This is a genomic window from Nocardia sp. NPDC057353, assembly GCF_042667085.1.
Classification (GTDB): Bacteria; Actinomycetota; Actinomycetes; order Mycobacteriales; family Mycobacteriaceae; genus Nocardia.
In genome coordinates this window covers 77,200-93,025 of sequence record NZ_JBHVAK010000004.1, presented here as the reverse complement: position 1 = coordinate 93,025, position 15,826 = coordinate 77,200, and the positions used below count along the sequence as shown (strand labels likewise).

The following is a 15,826-nucleotide window of genomic DNA, read 5'->3' as shown; positions in this document are numbered from 1 at the left end:
ACCGATGAACGCACCCGCCAAACTCACCCTGACCAAGTCCGCCCGCAGCGTCACCCTGACCAAACCCGGTCAGGGCCAGGGCGTCATGCGGGTCAACCTGAACTGGACCCAGCCCGAACCGGTCAAGAAGGGCTTCCTCGGCAAACTGCTCGGCGGGCCCGCAGGTGTCGACCTCGACCTCGGCTGCCTCTACGAACTCGCCGACGGCAGCAAGGGCGTCATCCAGGCGCTCGGCGACAGCTTCGGAAGCCTCTCCGGCCCGCCGCACATCGCGCTCGACGCCGATGACCGCACCGGCGCCGCGACCGGCGGCGAGAACCTGCGCATCGACCTGACCAGGCCCGAACTCTTCCGGCGCATCCTGATCTTCGCCATGATCTACGAGGGCGCGCCGAACTGGGCCGCGGTCGACGGGGTCGTCACGATGTACCCCACCGCGGGTCCCCAGGTCGAGGTGCGGCTCGACTCCCCCGTCGAGGGCAGCAGGCTGTGCGCCATCGCGCTGGTGACCAGCAGCGGCACCGAGGTCAACGTGCAGCGCGAGGTGCAGTACGTCGACGGGAACCAGGCCGATCTCGACGCGGTCTACGGGTGGGGGTTGCGCTGGGCGGCGGGCAGCAAGTAGCCCGCTCCGGGGCCGGGCGGTCAGCAGCCCGACTGGAACGGGTAGCAGGTCGGGATGCTCGGAGCGGGCGGCGGGGCGGGGACCGGCTCGGGGCGGTCGGCCACGGTCTGCACCGGGAGCGGGGTGCTGTCGAGCGGAGCGGCGTCGTCCGCGGCGGCGCACCGACTGAAGAGCCACAGGGCCGTGCCGAAGGCGATCAGGGCGAGGGTCGCCAGCAGGAGTGAAATGAGGGGGCTGCGCCGACGGGCCACGGAGGGCAGGGGGCCGCCGGGCGGAGGTGGGGTCTCCGCGGCCTGGGCGGGGCCGGTCGTCCTCCGTGCCGAATCATCGGGTGCGGGAGCGGTTCTCGCGACGGGCGGCGCTACCGGATCGGGCACCGCCGCATCGGGAGCTGCTCCCGACGCCGGGGGATGCGCCGACCCGGGCACCGGCGCTCCCGGACCAGTTCCAGACGCGGGAGGCACCGCCGTCGCAGTAGCAATTGGCCCGGCCACACCGGCTGCCGGAGGAACGGCCGCAGGGGGCGGAGACTCCGCTCCCGCCCCGGGGAATCCCAGCGCGCCGAGCTGCTCGTCGGTGAGCCCGTGCTGCTCCCCCACCAGCACGTCGAGCGCTTCGCGCACCCGCCCCACGGTCCACGCGACCGGCCGCACCCGATCGACCGCCGCCAACCGCTCGTTCAACTGATGCGGATGCTCCGCCAGCAGCACATCGGTCCCCGCGGGCAACCCCTCCCGATCCACGTTCAGCGTGATCGGCACCCCGGCGAACGGCACCACCACCAGCAACCCCAGCACCTCGAGGGCCGAATCCTGTTCGCCGAGCGCTGCTCCCACCGCCTCGGTCGTCTCGGTCAGCCGATCCAGCGGATTGGTGTCCCGCAGCCGCACCTCGATCGGGTCACCGGCGATCCCGGCCATCCGCCACGGCTCCGCGGCGGGACACTGCATGTCCCCCGTCATCGGCTCGGTCGGCATCTCGACATCGATCACCAGGCAGGTGCGCGGGGTGAACACGACCAGATCCGCGTCGAGTCCGGTGCGCAGGACCTTGCGAATCCCGCCCGGCGACGGCAGCCTGCACCCGGCGACGGTGAGCCCGGGCAGCTCCCCGGCCTGGAGCCAGTCGATCACCAATTGCTCTGTGTCGGAGACGGCTCCGCGGCTTCCCCGTACGACGAACACCGCAGATCACTCCTTCACGCACGCACCGGCAGCCCGGCTTGCCGGAGCGTTACCCCGGATTCGCCGCGCCAACCGGGCGGCGCTACCTCCGCCGCGGCAGCGGGACGTCGATCCCCTCGGCCGCCATCCGCGTCCTGGTCTTGCGCCGCGTGACCAGCACGCCGGTCACTGCGACGATCCAGATCGGGTACTGCGCGGTCCAGGCGAGCCGGAAGGCGTCGAAGCTGTAGCCACCCGCGTGCTGCAGCACGATGCCCATGGCCTCGACGACGAGCAGGGTGGCGAGGAAGCCGCCGACATTGACGATGCCCTGGGCGGTGCCGAGGCTGCGGTCGGGGTTGAAGGTGCGGGCGTGGTCGAAGCCGATCATGGAGCCGGGGCCGCCGAGCGAGATCACCACCACGAGCAGGGTGAGCAGCCAGAGCGGGGCGGGGCCCGGCAGCGCGAGGACGGCGGTCCACGCGGTGATGTTGGCGCCCATGATGACCAGGACCAGCCGGGAGCGGCGGAACGGGTGCCTGGCGCTGAGCACGCCGAAGATCGGGCCCGCGGTGAGCGCGGCCAGCACCGAGACGGTGAGCAGCACGCCCGCGGTGGCGCGCGACAGCCCCTGCGCGGTGACCAGGTACGGCACGCCCCACATGAGCGCGAAGGTGGTGATGGAGAACTGGGTGCCCATGTGGGTGAAGAAGCCGAGGCGGGTGCCCGGGTGCGCCCAGACCTCGCGGATCCTGGTCTTGCGCGGCGGGGTCGCCGGGGTGGGTGCCGCGCCCGGGGGTGCGTCCCGGATGGCGGCCAGTGCCAGTACCGCGAGCAGCACCCCGAGTGCGGCGGCCGAGAGGTAGGCGGTGGTCCAGCCCGCGGCGTTCAGCACGGCCAGGAACGGGATGGCGGAGAGCACCTGGCCGAGCTGGCCGAGCATCCCGGTGAGCTGGGAGATCAGCGGCACCCGGCGGGCCGGGAACCAGCGCGGCACCAGCCGGAGCACCGAGATGAAGGTGAAGGCGTCGCCCATGCCGACCAGCACCCGTCCGGCAACCGCGAGCGGGAGCAGGTCGGTGAGCGCGAGCAACCCCTGCCCGGCCGCCATGAGCACCGCACCCGCCGCGATCATCACCCGCGAGCCGACCCGGTCGAGCAGCAGCCCGGCCGGGATCTGCATGCCCGCGTACACGATGACCTGCAGTACCACGAAGCCGGAGAGCGCGGCGGGGCCCGCGTGGAAGCGCTCGGCGGCGGTCAGCCCGGAGACGCCGAAGGAGGTGCGCTGCAGGACCGCGACGACGTAGGCGGCGACCCCGATCCCCCAGATGATCCAGGCTCTACTCGGTGGGGGCATGCCATCAAGGTAGCTGTGGATGCGCTGGTCGAGCGGCGCGGGTGCGGGAAGATCGATACCGTGATCGAACGCGCGGACTTCACCGACCGGGCCCTCGCCGACTTCCTGCGCGCGCACCTCGCGGACCTCGCGCCCACGTCACCGCCGGAGAGCAGCCACGCCCTCGACCTCGACGCGCTGCGCGCCCCCTCGGTGCGGCTCTGGGTGCTGCGGCACGGCGACGCCATCGCCGCGACCGGCGCGCTGGCCGCGCTGGAGCCGGGGCACGAGGAGGTGAAGAGCATGCGCACCGACCCCGCGCTGCGCGGCCGCGGGTTCGGTCGGGCCGTGCTCGCCCACCTCGTCCGCGATGCCGAGCGCCGCGGGATCACCCGGATCTCACTGGAGACCGGCTCCATGCCGTTCTTCGCCCCGGCCCACCGCCTCTACACCGCCGCCGGTTTCACCCCGTGCCCGCCGTTCGGCAGCTACGTCCCCGACCCGAACAGCTCCTTCTTCACCCTGAAGCTGCGGAATCAAGGGGGCTGACCCGGCTCGCGGGCGGAATTCCGTTTGTGCACGGGCAAGAGCGGGATTCCAGCCGGTATGACGAACCCCTTCGACGACCCCAATGAACCGGAACTCTTCGCACCGCTCGACGCCGACGACAATATCGAGGCGCTGACCGAGGCGATCGTGTTCGACGACGACAATTGGATCCGCAACCTCGGCGTGGCGGGCTCCGACTGACCGCGCGGAAATGGATTGCGCTGCGGCGTGATCCCGTGCCACCCTTGTTCCCATGATCACGAATACCGGGAAGGCGGTCGCCGCCGCCCTCGGGTGAGCGCCATGACCCCGTCACGCGCCGCCCTCGGGTGCGGCACCGGTTTCCTCTCCCCGCTGTTGCTGTTTCTTCGCCGTGCGCGCTCGGCGCGCGCCGATTCCGATTCGAGGTGATCCCCCATGGCTCGTAGTCTCTGCGCACTCGCCCACCGCTCGCCCATGCCGGCGACCGATCACCTCGGTCAGCCGTATCGCGAACGGTAGTCCCCCGCACCTTTCCAATTTCGGCGCGTGACCACCGCGGCCGCCCCTCCGACCTGCGTCCGGACTCCTCGAACGCGGTGCGTGACCAGCGGCGCGAAGCGGACTGCGGGACGGCCCGCGCCCGGAACCCCCTTGCCCCGCCGCGCGGCGGCGGCGCATGATCGGACGGGTCAACCGTCCGCACCACCATCGAGGAACGATCATGCTCAGAACTGTCACCCGGGCATCCGCCGTCACCGCGATCGCACTGGCCGCAGGCGCGCTGGCCGCCCCGGCCGCGCTCGCGGAGGCACCGGAGGCGAAGCCGATCGTCGGCTCCGTCGCGGTCTGCATCAACATCCCGGTGCCGCCGCCCGTCAGCATCAATATCTGCCTGTAGACCCCTCAGAGGGCGAAGACCCGCTCCCCCGCCGGTAGCGGGGCGAAGCGCGCGGAGATCTGCGCGACGAGCCGCCACGGACGGTCCGTGTCGGTCGTGGCCTTGCCATTGGTCAGGACCGCACCGGACAGTCCGCGGGCGGCGTCGCCCCAGCCGTACTGGGTGGTGAGCCCGCTGCGCCCGAAGTGCGTTTCGGTGTGCCTGCCGAACTTGGAGCGGCGCGCCCCCAGCTCGAACCCGGCCCGGCTCACCCGCCCGGCCGCGCCGGGCAGCCACGGCGCGGGCCGCACCGCCGCCCGCACGGTGTCGGGCGCCATGATCCGCACCCCGTCGAGTTCGCCGCCGCGCGTGAGGATCTCGTAGAACCGCGAGAGTTCTTCCGCGGTCGTCACCAGGTTGCCGGAGGGCAGTTCGGCGGTGAGGAAGCCGCGGACCGCGTCCGGCGAGATCCGGCCGCTCATTCCCCCGCCCAGTGCCCGGCGGGCCAGGTAGGCCGAGGCCTTCGAGGCGGGCGGGCCGGTCTTCACGCTCGGGACAACGGCGTCGACCTGCGCCTCCGGGACGCCGAAGGTGGTCCATCGGAAACCCAGCGGGGTCAGGATCCGCTCCGCCAGGTGCTCGCCGATGCGCTTGCCGGTAGCGGCGCGCACCACGGCGCGCTGGATCAATCCGCTGGTCAGCGCGTGGTAGACGCGGAAGCGGTGGCGCGGCCACGCCGGTTTCAGGTCGGCCAGCGCGCGCAGCGCGAGCTCCTCGTCCACCACCAGCTCCGAGCCGCGGTAGGGCGGGGTGATGAACGGGATTCCGGCGGAGTGGGTCAGGACGTCACCGATGGTGATCGCGCTCTTGCCGTTGGCGGCGAAGCCGGGCAGGTAGTCGGCGACCCGGTCGTCGGCGGCGAAGGCGCCCTGCTCCATGAGCAGGGCGGTGACGGCGGCGGCGACGCCCTTGGCGGTGGAGAAACCGCAGAACGGGGTGCCGGTGGTGAGCAGTACCCGCTCCGCGTCCGGCGGGTCCTTCGGGGCATTGCCCCAGCCGTGGCCGATGGCGCGGTTCAGCACCACGTGGCCGCTGCGGCGCAGGCAGAGCTGGATGGCGGGGGTGGTGCCGAGGCGGTACCAGTCGCGGACCGATTCCCAGACGGCGTCGATGTCGGCGCGGGTCAGGCCTGCGTCGGCGGGGTCGGCCTCGGGGCCGACGGTGGTCACCGAGTCGAGATCTCCGGTCACCCGGATCAGCGCGGCAGTCACCCGGCCCAGCTTAATCACCGTTCCGGCCGATCCGGCGGGGGCGGATCGGCTCGTGCCGCCTGCACGTGCCACGATCGGAGCCGTGCTGCCGCCCGCGTCAGGTCCCGCTCCATGGCTGTGATCGTCGCCGCTGCCGCGCCCGCGGCGGGCGCCGCCGAGCGGGCCCGGTGGCGGGTGCCGCCGGTGCTGGTGGTGGCATTGCTGCTGGTCGCGGTGCAGGTGGCGGTGCGGGCGGTCGTCGCGGGGCGCGGCTACTTCTACTGGGACGATCTGATCCTGATCGGGCGGTCGGGGACGCATCCGCTGCTCTCCGCGGAGTTCCTCGGGTACGACCACGACGGGCACCTGATGCCGGGGGCGTTCGCGGTCGCGCACCTGTCGACCGATCTCGCCCCGCTGCGGTGGTGGCCCGCCGCGGCGTCGCTGGTGCTCGGTCAGGCCATCGCGTCGCTGGCCGTGCTGCGGGTGCTGTGGCTGCTGCTGCCCCGGTGGGCGGTGCTCGGGCCGCTGACCTTCTTCCTGTTCACGCCACTCACCCTGCCCGCCTTCGCCTGGTGGGCGGCCGGGTTGAACTCGCTGCCGCTGCAGGCGGCGCTGGCCTGGGTGGCCGGGGACGCGGTGCGGTTGGTGCGGAGCGGGGAGCGGCGGTACGCGGTGTCCGGGGTCGCGGTGACGGTGCTCGCGCTGCTGTTCTTCGAGAAGGCGGTGCTGGTGCCGTTCGTGGCGCTGGTGACGGTGGTGCTGGCGCTTCGCTCCGAGGGGACCCCGGCGCGCAGTGCGCTGCGGCGGGGTGCGCTGCTCTGGCAGGGGTCCGCGGTCGTGCTCGCGGTGTGGGCGGTGGCGTACGCGGTGCTGGTGCGCGATCGGTTCGCGATGCCGCGCGCGGACATGGTGCTGGAGCTGGCGAACCACGGGGTGTCGTGGGGTGTGCTGCCGACGCTGGTCGGCGGGCCGTGGCGGTGGGAGCGGTGGAATCCGAGCCCGCCGTGGGCCGATCCGCCGCTCGCGCTGGTGGTTCTCGGCTGGCTGGTCGTGGCGGCCGCGCTGGTGTGGTCGCTGCGTACGCGGTACCGGACGGGGTGGGTGTGGGTGGCGGCGGCCGGGTACGTCGCCGCGTCGACCGCGGCGATGATCGTCACCCGCTCCGGGGACGAGACCGCCTACGAGCTGGCCAGAACGCTGCGCTACCACACCGATTCCGCGGTCGTGCTCGCGATCGCCGCCGCGCTGGTGCTGGCCGCGCCGCGGCGCGCTCCTGAGGCCGCCGCCGCACCGCACCGCCGCATCGATGCAGGCACATCGACCGGTCACGTCGACTCGGCCACACCGCACGTCGGGCCCGCTGCGCCCCTGCGGCACAGGGCACTACCTGCGCTGGCCGCCGCGCTGTTCATCGCCGGATCACTGTGGTCGACAGCGACATTCACCCGCGCCTGGGTCGACAACCCCACCCGCGCCTACCTGACCAACGCCGAGGCCGCGCTCACCGCCCGCCCTGCGGTCCCCCTGCTGGACCAGGCCGTCTCGGTCTGGGTCCTGCTCCCGGTCGCGCACCCGCACAACATGACCGGCCACGTCTTCGCGGCACTCCCCGGGCACACCGAGATCGGTCCCGCGACAACGGAACTACGAATACTGGACGACTCCGGTCGATTGGTCCCGGCCGACCTGTTCGCCGTCCGGCACGCCCTCCCCGGTCCGATCCCCGGCTGCGGCACCCTGCTCACCGACCGCGCCACGCCGATCCCCGCCGACGGCCCGCTCATCCCCGCCGAGTGGACGGTCCAGCTCAACTACTTCGCCTCGGCTCCGGGCGCGGTCGAGCTCCGCTTCCCGGACGGCCCCTTCGTCCGGGTGCCGGTGGACCGGGGTCCGGGCACGGTGTACGCCCGCGTGCCTGGCGGCGGCGACGGGCTCGAGGCCCGCTCCGGCACGCCAGGCACGACGGTCTGCGTCGGCGGCAGCCCGATCGGCGGCGTCGTCCCGGGCTGACCCGCGTCAACCCGCGCCGGACTCCAGCAGCTGCTGCTTGATCTCGGTCTTCAACACCTTCCCGATCTTCGACCGGGGCAGGTCCGCCCACACCTCCAACTGCTTGGGCGCCTTCACGCTGCCGATCCGCTCCTTGACGAAGGCGGTCAGCTCGGCTTCGTCGACCGTGCTGCCCGGCCGCATGGTGAGCACCGCGGTGACCCGCTCGCCCCACTTGTCGTCCGGCAGCCCGACCACCGCGCAGTCGGCGACCGCGGGGTGGGCCATGAGCGCCTGCTCGACCTCGGTGGAGTAGACGTTGAAGCCGCCGGTGATGACCATGTCCTTGGCCCGGTCGACGATGTAGAGGAAGCCGTCGGCGTCCAGGTAGCCGATGTCGCCGGTGTGGTGCCAGCCGTGCGCGGAGGCCTCGGCGGTGGCCTCCGGGTTCTTGTAGTACCCGCGCATGACGAGCGAGCCGCGCACCACGATCTCGCCGCGTTCGCCGCGCGGGAGCAGCCCGCCGCCCTCGCCCATGATGGCGACCGTGACCAGCGGGGACGGCCGCCCGGCGGAGGAGAGCCTGGCGTGCGCGACCGCGCCGCTGCCGTCGAAGTGGTCGCGCGGGGCCATGGTGGAGACCATCATGGGCGCCTCGGTCTGGCCGAAGAGCTGGGCCATGACCGGGCCGATCCGGCGCAGCGCCTCCTCGAGCCGCGCGGTCGACATGGGTGCGGCGCCGTACCAGAAGCACCGCAGCGATGAGAGGTCGCGGCTGACCAGCGACGGGTGATCCAGGACCAGGTAGATCAGGGTGGGCGGCAGGAAGGTGTGGGTGATCCGGTGCCGCTCGATGTGGTCGAGGAAGCCGGTGACGTCCGGGGCGCGCATGACCACGATCGAGCCGCCGTGGCACAGCACCGGGAAGCAGAGCACCCCGGCGGCGTGCGTGAGCGGGGCGAGCGCCAGGTACCGGGGGCGGGCTCCGTCCTCGGACCACGGGTAGCTCATGAGCGTGATGGCGGTCATGGCCTCCAGGTTGGCGCCGGTGAGCAGCACGCCCTTGGGCTTGCCCGTGGTGCCCCCGGTGCCCGCGATCATGGCGATGTCGTCGGGGGCGTGCCGGTCGACGGGTTCGCCCGCGCCGCCGAGGAATTCTTCCCAGCCGAGGGCGCCGGGCACCGTGTCGTCCAGGCACACCAGGGTGTGCAGGCCGGGCAGCGCGTCCCGGATCTCGGCGACCAGCGGCGCGAAGGAGCCCTGGAAGATCAGCACCGCGCAGTCGGTGAGGTCGAGGAAGTCCCGGTTCTCCGCGGCGGCGTTGCGCGGGTTGATCGGGCACCAGACCGCACCGGCCCGGCTGATGCCGAAGACACAGGTGAAGGCGGTGGGGTCGTTGGCGGAGAGGACGGCGACCTTGTCGCCAGGCGCGACCCCGCGCGCCGCCAGCGCCGCCGCGACCCGGCCGCTGAGCTCGAGCACCTCGGCGTAGGTCGCGGTGGTGCCGTCGCAGACCAGGCAGGGGGCGCCCGGGTCGAGCGACGCCCCCTTGTCCAGGAAGTCGACGAGCCGCATCAGTTCGCCTGGTAGGTCAGCACCGGCTCGGCCACCAGGCCGAAGGCGCGCAGCTGGCCGAGCAGCTCGCGGTGCCCGAACGCCTTGCAGCCGGAGGCGAACCCGGTGCGCCGCGGCGGCTGCTGCAGCAGGTAGGAGGCGGCGAAGGCCTGCAGCAGCCCGGTCTGCTTGTAGTTCTGGTTGCCGTGGATGACGCAGTGCGCGCGGCCGAGCGGGCCGGAGGCGTGCACCGAATCGAGCGACTTGTTCAGCCGCGGGTTCTCCCGCGGCGGCATCACGTTCATGACCTGGGCGGCGGTGGCGGTGAGCGCCTCGTCCCTCGCCTCCGGGTCCATGTCCTTCGTCGCCTCCAGCGCCTGCGCGACGATCTGCGGCACGCCGTTCATCAGCGCCGCGTTGAAGACGCCGCCCTGCGCCTTGCAGTTCGCCACCCGCGGGTCGTGGCTGTACCAGACCGGGTGCGAGGTGCCGCCCCACGGCAGCGACATGGCCAGCTCGTGCTGCCCCGGCACCACCAGCGGCACCAGCCCCTGGTTCGGGTCGAACTCCACGTAGCCGTTCTGCTGCAGGTAGTGCGCGCGCGAGGTGGCGGCGTTGACCAGGATGGTGCGGGTGGAGGCGATGGTCGGGGAGCCGCCCCAGAACACCGCGATGTCGAGCGAGTCCAGGCCGGGCTTCTCCAGACACAGCTCGGCCGCGATCTCGCCGGTGGTGTACATGTGCGCGAGCCCGGGCGAGAGCAGCAGCCCGGCGGCGGCGAAGTCGGCGCCGTACTTCTCGTCGCAGGTGATCAGCCAGTCCTGCTCGCCGGTGGTGTCCAGGTAGTGGGTCCCCGCGGCCAGGCAGGCCTCGACCACCTCGGGGCCGAACGAGGAGAACGGGCCGACGGTGTTGCAGACCACCGAGGCGCCGCGGAACAGCTCGGTGAGCGCGGCGACGTCGTGGCCCACCTCGGCGATCTCGTAGTCGGCGGTCTCGATCCCCGCGACATTGGTCTCCATCGAACTCTTCAGCTTGCCGCTGTCCCGGCCCGCGGCGAGGAACGGGATCCCGTACTCGCGCAGGTACTCGCAGACGAGGCGGCCGGTGTAGCCGGAGGCGCCGTAGACGACGACGGGCTTGGTGCTGGTCATGATGGTTCTCTTCCTGGTCGGGGGGTCACATGCCCATGCCGCCGTCGACGGGCAGCCCGGCACCGTTGACGAAGGCGGAGGAGTCGGAGGCGAGGAAGACCACCGCGTTCGCGATGTCCTCGGTGGCGGCCAGCCGCCCGGACGGGGTGAGTTCGACGACCGCGCCGACCGCCTCCTCCGGCGAGCCGAAGAGCCCGAGCCCCGCCACGTCGTTGGCCAGCCCGGCGCCCATCTCGTTGGGGACGAGCCCGGGGTAGAGACAGTTCACCCGGACCCCGTAGCCGAGCTTGCCGCTCTCCATGGCCGCGACCCGGGTCAGCCGGTCCACGGCGGACTTGGTGGCGGAGTAGACCGCGATGGCCGGGAAGGCGATGGTCGCCGCCACCGAGGCGATATTGATGACCGAGCCGCCGTTGCCCGCCGCGCCGCCGGGGCGCATGGCGCGGAAGGCGTGCTTGATGCCGAGGGCGGTGCCGAGGACGTTGACGTCGAGCATCTTTCGCACGGCGGCCGGATCGAGGTCGGCGAGCAGGCTGGTGATCTCCACGCCCGCGTTGTTGACCACGATGTCCAGCCCGCCGAGCTGCTCGACCGCGGCGGCCGTCGCCGCCGCCCATGACGCGTCGTCGGTGACGTCCAGGTGCACGAAGCCGTGGCCCGCGCCGAGGGTCTCGGCGAGTTTCGCGCCGCGGTCGTCCTGGATGTCGGCGATCACGACTTTCGCTCCGGCCGCGGCCAGCGCGTGCGCCATGCCTTCGCCGAGTCCCTGCGCGCCGCCGGTGACGAGGGCGGAACGGCCGGTCAGGTCCATGTGGGTCATCTGCGCTCCTTGATAGGGGTGATGCGGGTCACACGGTTCCACCTTTTCATGACACTTGTCAAGACTTTCCCGGACAGTCGTCAAGATTATGCTGGTCGATCGTCAAGAACGTCGGCTAGACTCCTCGCATGCCGCGCGCCAACCCGATCGACAAGCACGACCTGCGCCGCCGTGCGCTCGCGGACTCCGCGCTGCGCACGCTCGGCGAGCTCGGCTACGCCCGGTCGTCGCTGCGCGAGATCGCGAACAACTCGGAGTTCTCGCACGGCGTGGTGCACTACTACTTCCACGACAAGCTGCAGCTCATCGTCTACTGCGTCATGCAGTACAAGCAGACCTGCGTCACCCGCTACGACGGCGTGATCGCCGATGCGGGCACGCCGGAGGGGCTGGTCGACGCCTTCGCCGACAAGCTGGTGGAGACCATCGTGGACGAGGCACCCATGCACCGGCTCTGGTACGACCTGCGCTCGCAGAGCATGTTCGAGGAGAGCCTGCGCGAGGCGGTCGGGCAGATCGACCGGCTGCTGGAGGAGATGATCTGGCACGTCGTCACCCGGTACTCCGCGCTCTCCGGGATCGCTCCCGCGATGTCGCCGAACACCGCGTACGGCATGCTCGACGGGCTGTTCCAGCAGGCGTTGCTCGGCTACCTGAGCGGGCGGGCGGAGGCGCTGGATGCGCTGCGCGAGCAGGTGCGGCGGGTCATGCCGCTGGTGCTCGCGGCGAGCTGAGCGGCCGCGGGGTCAGCGCACCAGGCGCAGGCAGGCCCTGGTTCCGCCCGCCAGGCTGTCCAGCCACTCCTGCGCGCCGTCCCAGCCGTCGGCGCGGGCGCACTGCAGCAGCAGCCGCAGCGCCGTGAGCGTGAACTGGCGTTCCCGCGGACCGAGCGACAGCAACCCGCTCGCACGCTGCTGCCACAGCGGCGCGGCGTGGTCGGGGTAGGCGACCTGCTCGGCCGCCATCTGCGCGACCACGGCCTCGTGCAGCCCGACCCGGCGCGGGTCCTCGTCCAGCCAGCGCAGCGCGCCGACGGCCCGGCCCCAGGAAGTGAGCCGATGTTCGTAGCAGAGCGGCGGATGCCCCGGCGCGGGCCGAAGGGGTTCGAAATCGGTTAGCAGCTCGCGCATTCCGGTGGTGGTGAGCCCGTCCCACCAGCGCACCGTCACGGTCTCGACGGCGCCGCCCCCGCTCGCCGGACCCGTCCGCACGAGATGCACCCGGCAGCAGGCCACCTCGGCCAACCGCGCGGATGCCCGCACCAGCTCACCGTCGACGGTATCGGCGCATTCCGATCCCACCCGCGACTCCCTTCGCGCTTCGGCAAATATGCCGCAACGATACGACCCCCGGGCCCGCCGCGGCCGGTTACCGCGGAAATGGCACCGCCCCCGCCCGGAGATCCGGGCGGGGGCGGCGAGACGCGGTCGTGCGCTCAGGCGGAGCCGGTGGAGCCGAAGAGCAGGTCACCCAGGCCACCGACGAGACCGAGCAGCAGATCCACAACAGGCATGGTTGTTCTCCCCATTCTTTTCCGAACGCGGCGAGGTCCTTCCCCGACGCAGCACCGACGTTAATGGGGCTGATCACCCGAATCGAGCAAAGTTACAGGCCAGAGGGGTTACCGCCGGGAGGGGGCACCGCACCGTAGGGGGTCGGGGAGGTTTACTCCGCCGATTTCTGGCCATCCTCCGCCAGCGGGCCGCCCGCCGCCCGCCACTGGATCAGCCCGCCGCTCATGTTGACCGCGTCGAAGCCGTTCTCCACCAGCAGGTTCGCCGCCCCCGCCGAGCGCAGCCCGCCGGTACAGAAGGTGATGAGCAGCCGATCCTCCGGCAGCTCCGGGCAGCGGTCGAGCAGGACCTCCAGCGGCAGGTGCACCGCGCCGGGAATGTGCGTGCGCCGCCACTCGAACTCGCGCCGAACGTCGACGATCAGCGCGCCGTCGGCCATCAGCCGCACGGCCTCGGCCGCGCTCACCGCCGGTGGTCTGCGCAGGTAGTGCCGGAGCCTGGTACTCATACCTTCAGTTTAGCTGAAGGTCGCTCGGCGCAGCTCGGCGCGCAGGCCGTCGGTCAGCTCCGGGTGCCGCGCGGCGAACTCGGCGTCCAGCCCGGCCACGACCTCGGCCGCCCTGGCGAGCAGCGCCTCCCCCGCCGCGGTCACCCGCAGGGTCGAGGCGGCGCCCGGCTGCGCCGTCCCGTCGTCCACCAGCCCCGCGGCGACGAAGCCGCGCACCGCCGTGTGCGCGCTCTGCACGGTGATCCGCGAGCGCCGGGCCAGCTCGCTGAAGGAGATGCCGGGCGTGCCGCGCACGTGGCCGAGCAACCCGTACCTGCGGGTGCTCAGCCCGAGCGGTTTCAGCGCGTCGGCGTAGGCCGCGTCCCACACCCGCGCCACCGTCAGCAGGGTGATGGTGGGGCTGAAGGGGGGCGGCTCGGACATGGAGGCAGGGTACCCGGCGACCTTCTGGTGATCGCCCATTCCATTCCGACCGGGGAGATTCACATGCCGGTATGACCTTATAAGTTACCGCTCGATCTTCTACGATCGGCGCCATGAACTCACGAAGGACCCGCGCGGCGTTCGCCGCGGCCCTCCTGGCCGTCGCCGGGCTCGCCACCGCCGCCCCGGCGCACGCCGACGACCGCCCGACCGTGGTGCTCGTGCACGGCGCCTTCGCCGACGAGTCCGGCTGGAGCGAGGTGGCGGCACAGCTCGGGGCCGACGGCTACCCCGTGCGCACGTTCGACAACCCGCTGCGCGGCCCGGCCTACGACTCGGAACGGCTGGCGGAGTTCCTCGACGGGATCGACGGGCCGATCGTGCTGGTCGGACATTCGTACGGCGGCGTGGTGGTGACCAATACGCACGACCCCGACGTGCGGGCCAACGTGTACGTGGCGGCCTTCGCGCCGCAGCAGGGGCAGCTCATGCTGGAGCTGCTGAACCCGATCCCCTACCCGGGCAGCCTGCTGCTTCCGCCGGTGCTGCTGGCCGGGCCGGTGCCCGACGCCACCAGCCCGGTCGGGGTGAACCTGGACGCCTTCGTCACCGAGCCGTTCTTCCGCGAGGTCTTCTGCCAGGACGTCCCGCAGGCGAAGGCCGCGGAGATGTACCGGAACCAGAAGCCCGCCGCCGTGGTGACCAACCTGGAGCCGACCGGGAACCCGTCCTGGGCGACGGTCCCGAGCTGGTACCTGGTCGCCGGGCAGGACCGGGTGCTGCCGCCCGCGCTGCAGCGCGACACCGCGGCCAAGGTGGCGCCGGGCCGCACCCGCGAGGTGGCCGCCTCGCACGCCGCCTACGTCTCGCAGCCGGGCGCGGTCGCCGACATCGTGCGGGAAGCGGCGGGCTGACCCTCCAGGAGACCAGCCGGAAAACCGGGGGCGCAAGCGGTTTCGCGGGGTCTAGCGTCTCGGGGATGACCGAGATCCAGGGTTCGTGGGACGCGCGCTTCGCCGGGGTCGCCGAGGTGCTCGTCGCCGCGCTCGACGCGGACGGGGCGGGCGCGTCGGCGGCCGTCTTCGTCGACGGGGAGCCGGTGTTCGACGCCTGGGGCGGCTTCCGGGACGCGGCACGCACGCTGCCGTGGGAGCGCGACACCATCGTGAACGTCTGGTCCACCACCAAGCCGATGGTGGCGCTCTGCGCGCTGATCCTCGCCGACCGCGGCGAGCTGGAGTTGGACGCCCCGGTCGCGCGGTACTGGCCGGAGTTCGCCGCGGCGGGCAAGGCCGAGGTGCGGGTCGGTCAGCTGCTCGGCCACACCGCGGGGCTGCCGGACTGGGACCGGCCGGTGACCGCTACCGAGCTGTACGACCGGGCCGCGGTCACCGCCGCGCTGGCCGCGCAGGCGCCCGCCTGGCCGCCGGGCACCGCGGCCGGGTACCACGCCGTCACCTTCGGCTTCCTGGTCGGCGAGGTGATCGCACGGGTCACCGGCCGCAGCGTCGGACAGTTCTTCGCCGAGGAGGTCGCCGGGCCGCTCGGCGCCGACTTCCACATCGGGTTGGCCGCCGAGCACGAGCACCGGGTCGCCGAGCTGATCCCCGACCCGGACGGGGACCGGCCTGCGGGCTTCCCCGCCGGGGTCGCGGAGGCGAACACCCCCGCCTGGCGGCGGGCGGAGATCCCGGCGGTCAACGGTCACGGTAATGCCAGGTCGGTGGCGCTGGTGCAGTCGTTACTGGCCTGCGGCGGCAGCGTGGGCGGGGTGCGGCTGCTCTCCGCGTCCGGGGCGGAGCGGGTCTTCGAGGAGCAGTTCGCCGGGACCGATTCGGTGCTCGGGCAGCCGATCCGGTGGGGTCTCGGCTACCGGCTGGATAACCGCACCTGCTCGTGGGGCGGCTGGGGTGGCTCGGTGCTGCTGGTCGACGCCGAGCAGCGGATGACGGTGGCGTACACGATGAACCAGGTGCTCTGGCAGGACGGCTACAGCCGGGGGCTGGACGTGGTCTTCGCCGCCTACGAAGGCCTGGTCGGCTGAGGGAAACGGCGCCGCGGCCGACCGGGCCGTGG

17 protein-coding genes are annotated in these 15,826 nt (G+C 72.4%); 8 read left to right on the top strand and 9 right to left on the bottom strand.

Translation table 11 applies throughout. The features are described from left to right. Positions 1 to 4: 4 nt before the first annotated feature. Positions 5 to 625, top strand: a complete 621-nt coding sequence (locus ACFUUZ_RS03380; protein WP_378692087.1) for a tellurium resistance protein — start codon at positions 5 to 7, stop codon at positions 623 to 625. Between the two features lie 20 nt (positions 626 to 645). Here ACFUUZ_RS03380 and ACFUUZ_RS03375 read toward each other — a convergent pair whose 3' ends face one another. Both ACFUUZ_RS03375 and ACFUUZ_RS03370 read right to left on the bottom strand, forming a co-directional pair. Beyond that, positions 646 to 1,758: a hypothetical protein gene (locus ACFUUZ_RS03375; protein ID WP_378692086.1), complete on the bottom strand. Its 1,113-nt coding sequence runs from the start codon at positions 1,756 to 1,758 to the stop codon at positions 646 to 648. 133 nt (positions 1,759 to 1,891) lie between these two features. Then, positions 1,892 to 3,148 (bottom strand): nitrate/nitrite transporter, encoded by a 1,257-nt coding sequence (locus ACFUUZ_RS03370; RefSeq protein WP_378692084.1) that lies wholly within the window; start codon positions 3,146 to 3,148, stop codon positions 1,892 to 1,894. A 60-nt stretch (positions 3,149 to 3,208) separates the two neighbouring features. Between ACFUUZ_RS03370 and ACFUUZ_RS03365 the strand changes: the two genes are divergently transcribed. The 3 genes from ACFUUZ_RS03365 to ACFUUZ_RS03355 all read left to right on the top strand — a co-directional run bounded on the left by ACFUUZ_RS03365 (position 3,209) and on the right by ACFUUZ_RS03355 (position 4,556). Next, positions 3,209 to 3,676 (top strand): GNAT family N-acetyltransferase, encoded by a 468-nt coding sequence (locus tag ACFUUZ_RS03365; protein WP_378692082.1) that lies wholly within the window; start codon positions 3,209 to 3,211, stop codon positions 3,674 to 3,676. Positions 3,677 to 3,733: 57 nt separating this feature from the next. Continuing rightward, complete coding sequence (locus ACFUUZ_RS03360) at positions 3,734 to 3,877, top strand: hypothetical protein (protein ID WP_378692080.1); 144 nt, start codon at positions 3,734 to 3,736, stop codon at positions 3,875 to 3,877. A 502-nt stretch (positions 3,878 to 4,379) separates the two neighbouring features. Then, positions 4,380 to 4,556 (top strand): hypothetical protein, encoded by a 177-nt coding sequence (locus tag ACFUUZ_RS03355; RefSeq protein ID WP_378692078.1) that lies wholly within the window; start codon positions 4,380 to 4,382, stop codon positions 4,554 to 4,556. A 5-nt stretch (positions 4,557 to 4,561) separates the two neighbouring features. Here the strand turns inward: ACFUUZ_RS03355 and ACFUUZ_RS03350 are convergent, their stop codons facing one another. Further along, a complete protein-coding gene (locus ACFUUZ_RS03350) occupies positions 4,562 to 5,806 on the bottom strand; it encodes a serine hydrolase (RefSeq protein ID WP_378692077.1) in 1,245 nt (414 codons plus the stop codon). 111 nt (positions 5,807 to 5,917) lie between these two features. Here ACFUUZ_RS03350 and ACFUUZ_RS03345 point away from each other — a divergent pair, with 111 nt between their 5' ends. Next, on the top strand, positions 5,918 to 7,798 hold the full coding sequence (locus ACFUUZ_RS03345; RefSeq protein ID WP_378692075.1) for a hypothetical protein: 1,881 nt from the start codon (positions 5,918 to 5,920) through the stop codon (positions 7,796 to 7,798). Positions 7,799 to 7,804: 6 nt separating this feature from the next. On the opposite strand, the gene ACFUUZ_RS03340 is transcribed toward ACFUUZ_RS03345, so the two are convergent. The 3 genes from ACFUUZ_RS03340 to ACFUUZ_RS03330 are packed head-to-tail and all read right to left on the bottom strand — an operon-like array spanning position 7,805 to position 11,305. After that, the gene (locus ACFUUZ_RS03340) at positions 7,805 to 9,352 is read right to left on the bottom strand and encodes an AMP-binding protein (RefSeq protein WP_378692073.1); all 1,548 of its coding nucleotides are present in this window, start codon (positions 9,350 to 9,352) and stop codon (positions 7,805 to 7,807) included. Beyond that, the gene (locus tag ACFUUZ_RS03335; protein ID WP_378692071.1) at positions 9,352 to 10,485 is read right to left on the bottom strand and encodes a DUF5938 domain-containing protein; all 1,134 of its coding nucleotides are present in this window, start codon (positions 10,483 to 10,485) and stop codon (positions 9,352 to 9,354) included. The genes ACFUUZ_RS03340 and ACFUUZ_RS03335 overlap by 1 nt, the downstream gene beginning before the upstream one ends. A gap of 25 nt (positions 10,486 to 10,510) precedes the next feature. After that, a complete protein-coding gene (locus ACFUUZ_RS03330) occupies positions 10,511 to 11,305 on the bottom strand; it encodes an SDR family NAD(P)-dependent oxidoreductase (protein ID WP_378692069.1) in 795 nt (264 codons plus the stop codon). 128 nt (positions 11,306 to 11,433) lie between these two features. Between ACFUUZ_RS03330 and ACFUUZ_RS03325 the strand changes: the two genes are divergently transcribed. Further along, positions 11,434 to 12,039, top strand: coding sequence for a TetR/AcrR family transcriptional regulator (locus ACFUUZ_RS03325; RefSeq protein ID WP_378692067.1), 606 nt, complete (start codon positions 11,434 to 11,436; stop codon positions 12,037 to 12,039). Positions 12,040 to 12,051: 12 nt separating this feature from the next. On the opposite strand, the gene ACFUUZ_RS03320 is transcribed toward ACFUUZ_RS03325, so the two are convergent. The 3 genes from ACFUUZ_RS03320 to ACFUUZ_RS03310 all read right to left on the bottom strand — a co-directional run bounded on the left by ACFUUZ_RS03320 (position 12,052) and on the right by ACFUUZ_RS03310 (position 13,750). Then, entirely contained in the window at positions 12,052 to 12,606 is a 555-nt protein-coding gene (locus ACFUUZ_RS03320; protein WP_378692065.1) for a hypothetical protein, read from the bottom strand. Positions 12,607 to 12,970: 364 nt separating this feature from the next. After that, entirely contained in the window at positions 12,971 to 13,327 is a 357-nt protein-coding gene (locus tag ACFUUZ_RS03315) for a rhodanese-like domain-containing protein (RefSeq protein WP_378692063.1), read from the bottom strand. A gap of 9 nt (positions 13,328 to 13,336) precedes the next feature. After that, positions 13,337 to 13,750: a MarR family winged helix-turn-helix transcriptional regulator gene (locus ACFUUZ_RS03310; RefSeq protein ID WP_378692061.1), complete on the bottom strand. Its 414-nt coding sequence runs from the start codon at positions 13,748 to 13,750 to the stop codon at positions 13,337 to 13,339. 113 nt (positions 13,751 to 13,863) lie between these two features. Here ACFUUZ_RS03310 and ACFUUZ_RS03305 point away from each other — a divergent pair, with 113 nt between their 5' ends. Further along, positions 13,864 to 14,664 carry an alpha/beta fold hydrolase gene (locus tag ACFUUZ_RS03305; RefSeq protein WP_378692059.1) on the top strand — a complete coding sequence of 267 codons (801 nt, stop codon included), beginning with the start codon at positions 13,864 to 13,866 and terminating at the stop codon, positions 14,662 to 14,664. Positions 14,665 to 14,729: 65 nt separating this feature from the next. After that, entirely contained in the window at positions 14,730 to 15,794 is a 1,065-nt protein-coding gene (locus ACFUUZ_RS03300) for a serine hydrolase domain-containing protein (RefSeq protein ID WP_378692057.1), read from the top strand. The last annotated feature ends 32 nt before the right edge of the window (positions 15,795 to 15,826 follow it).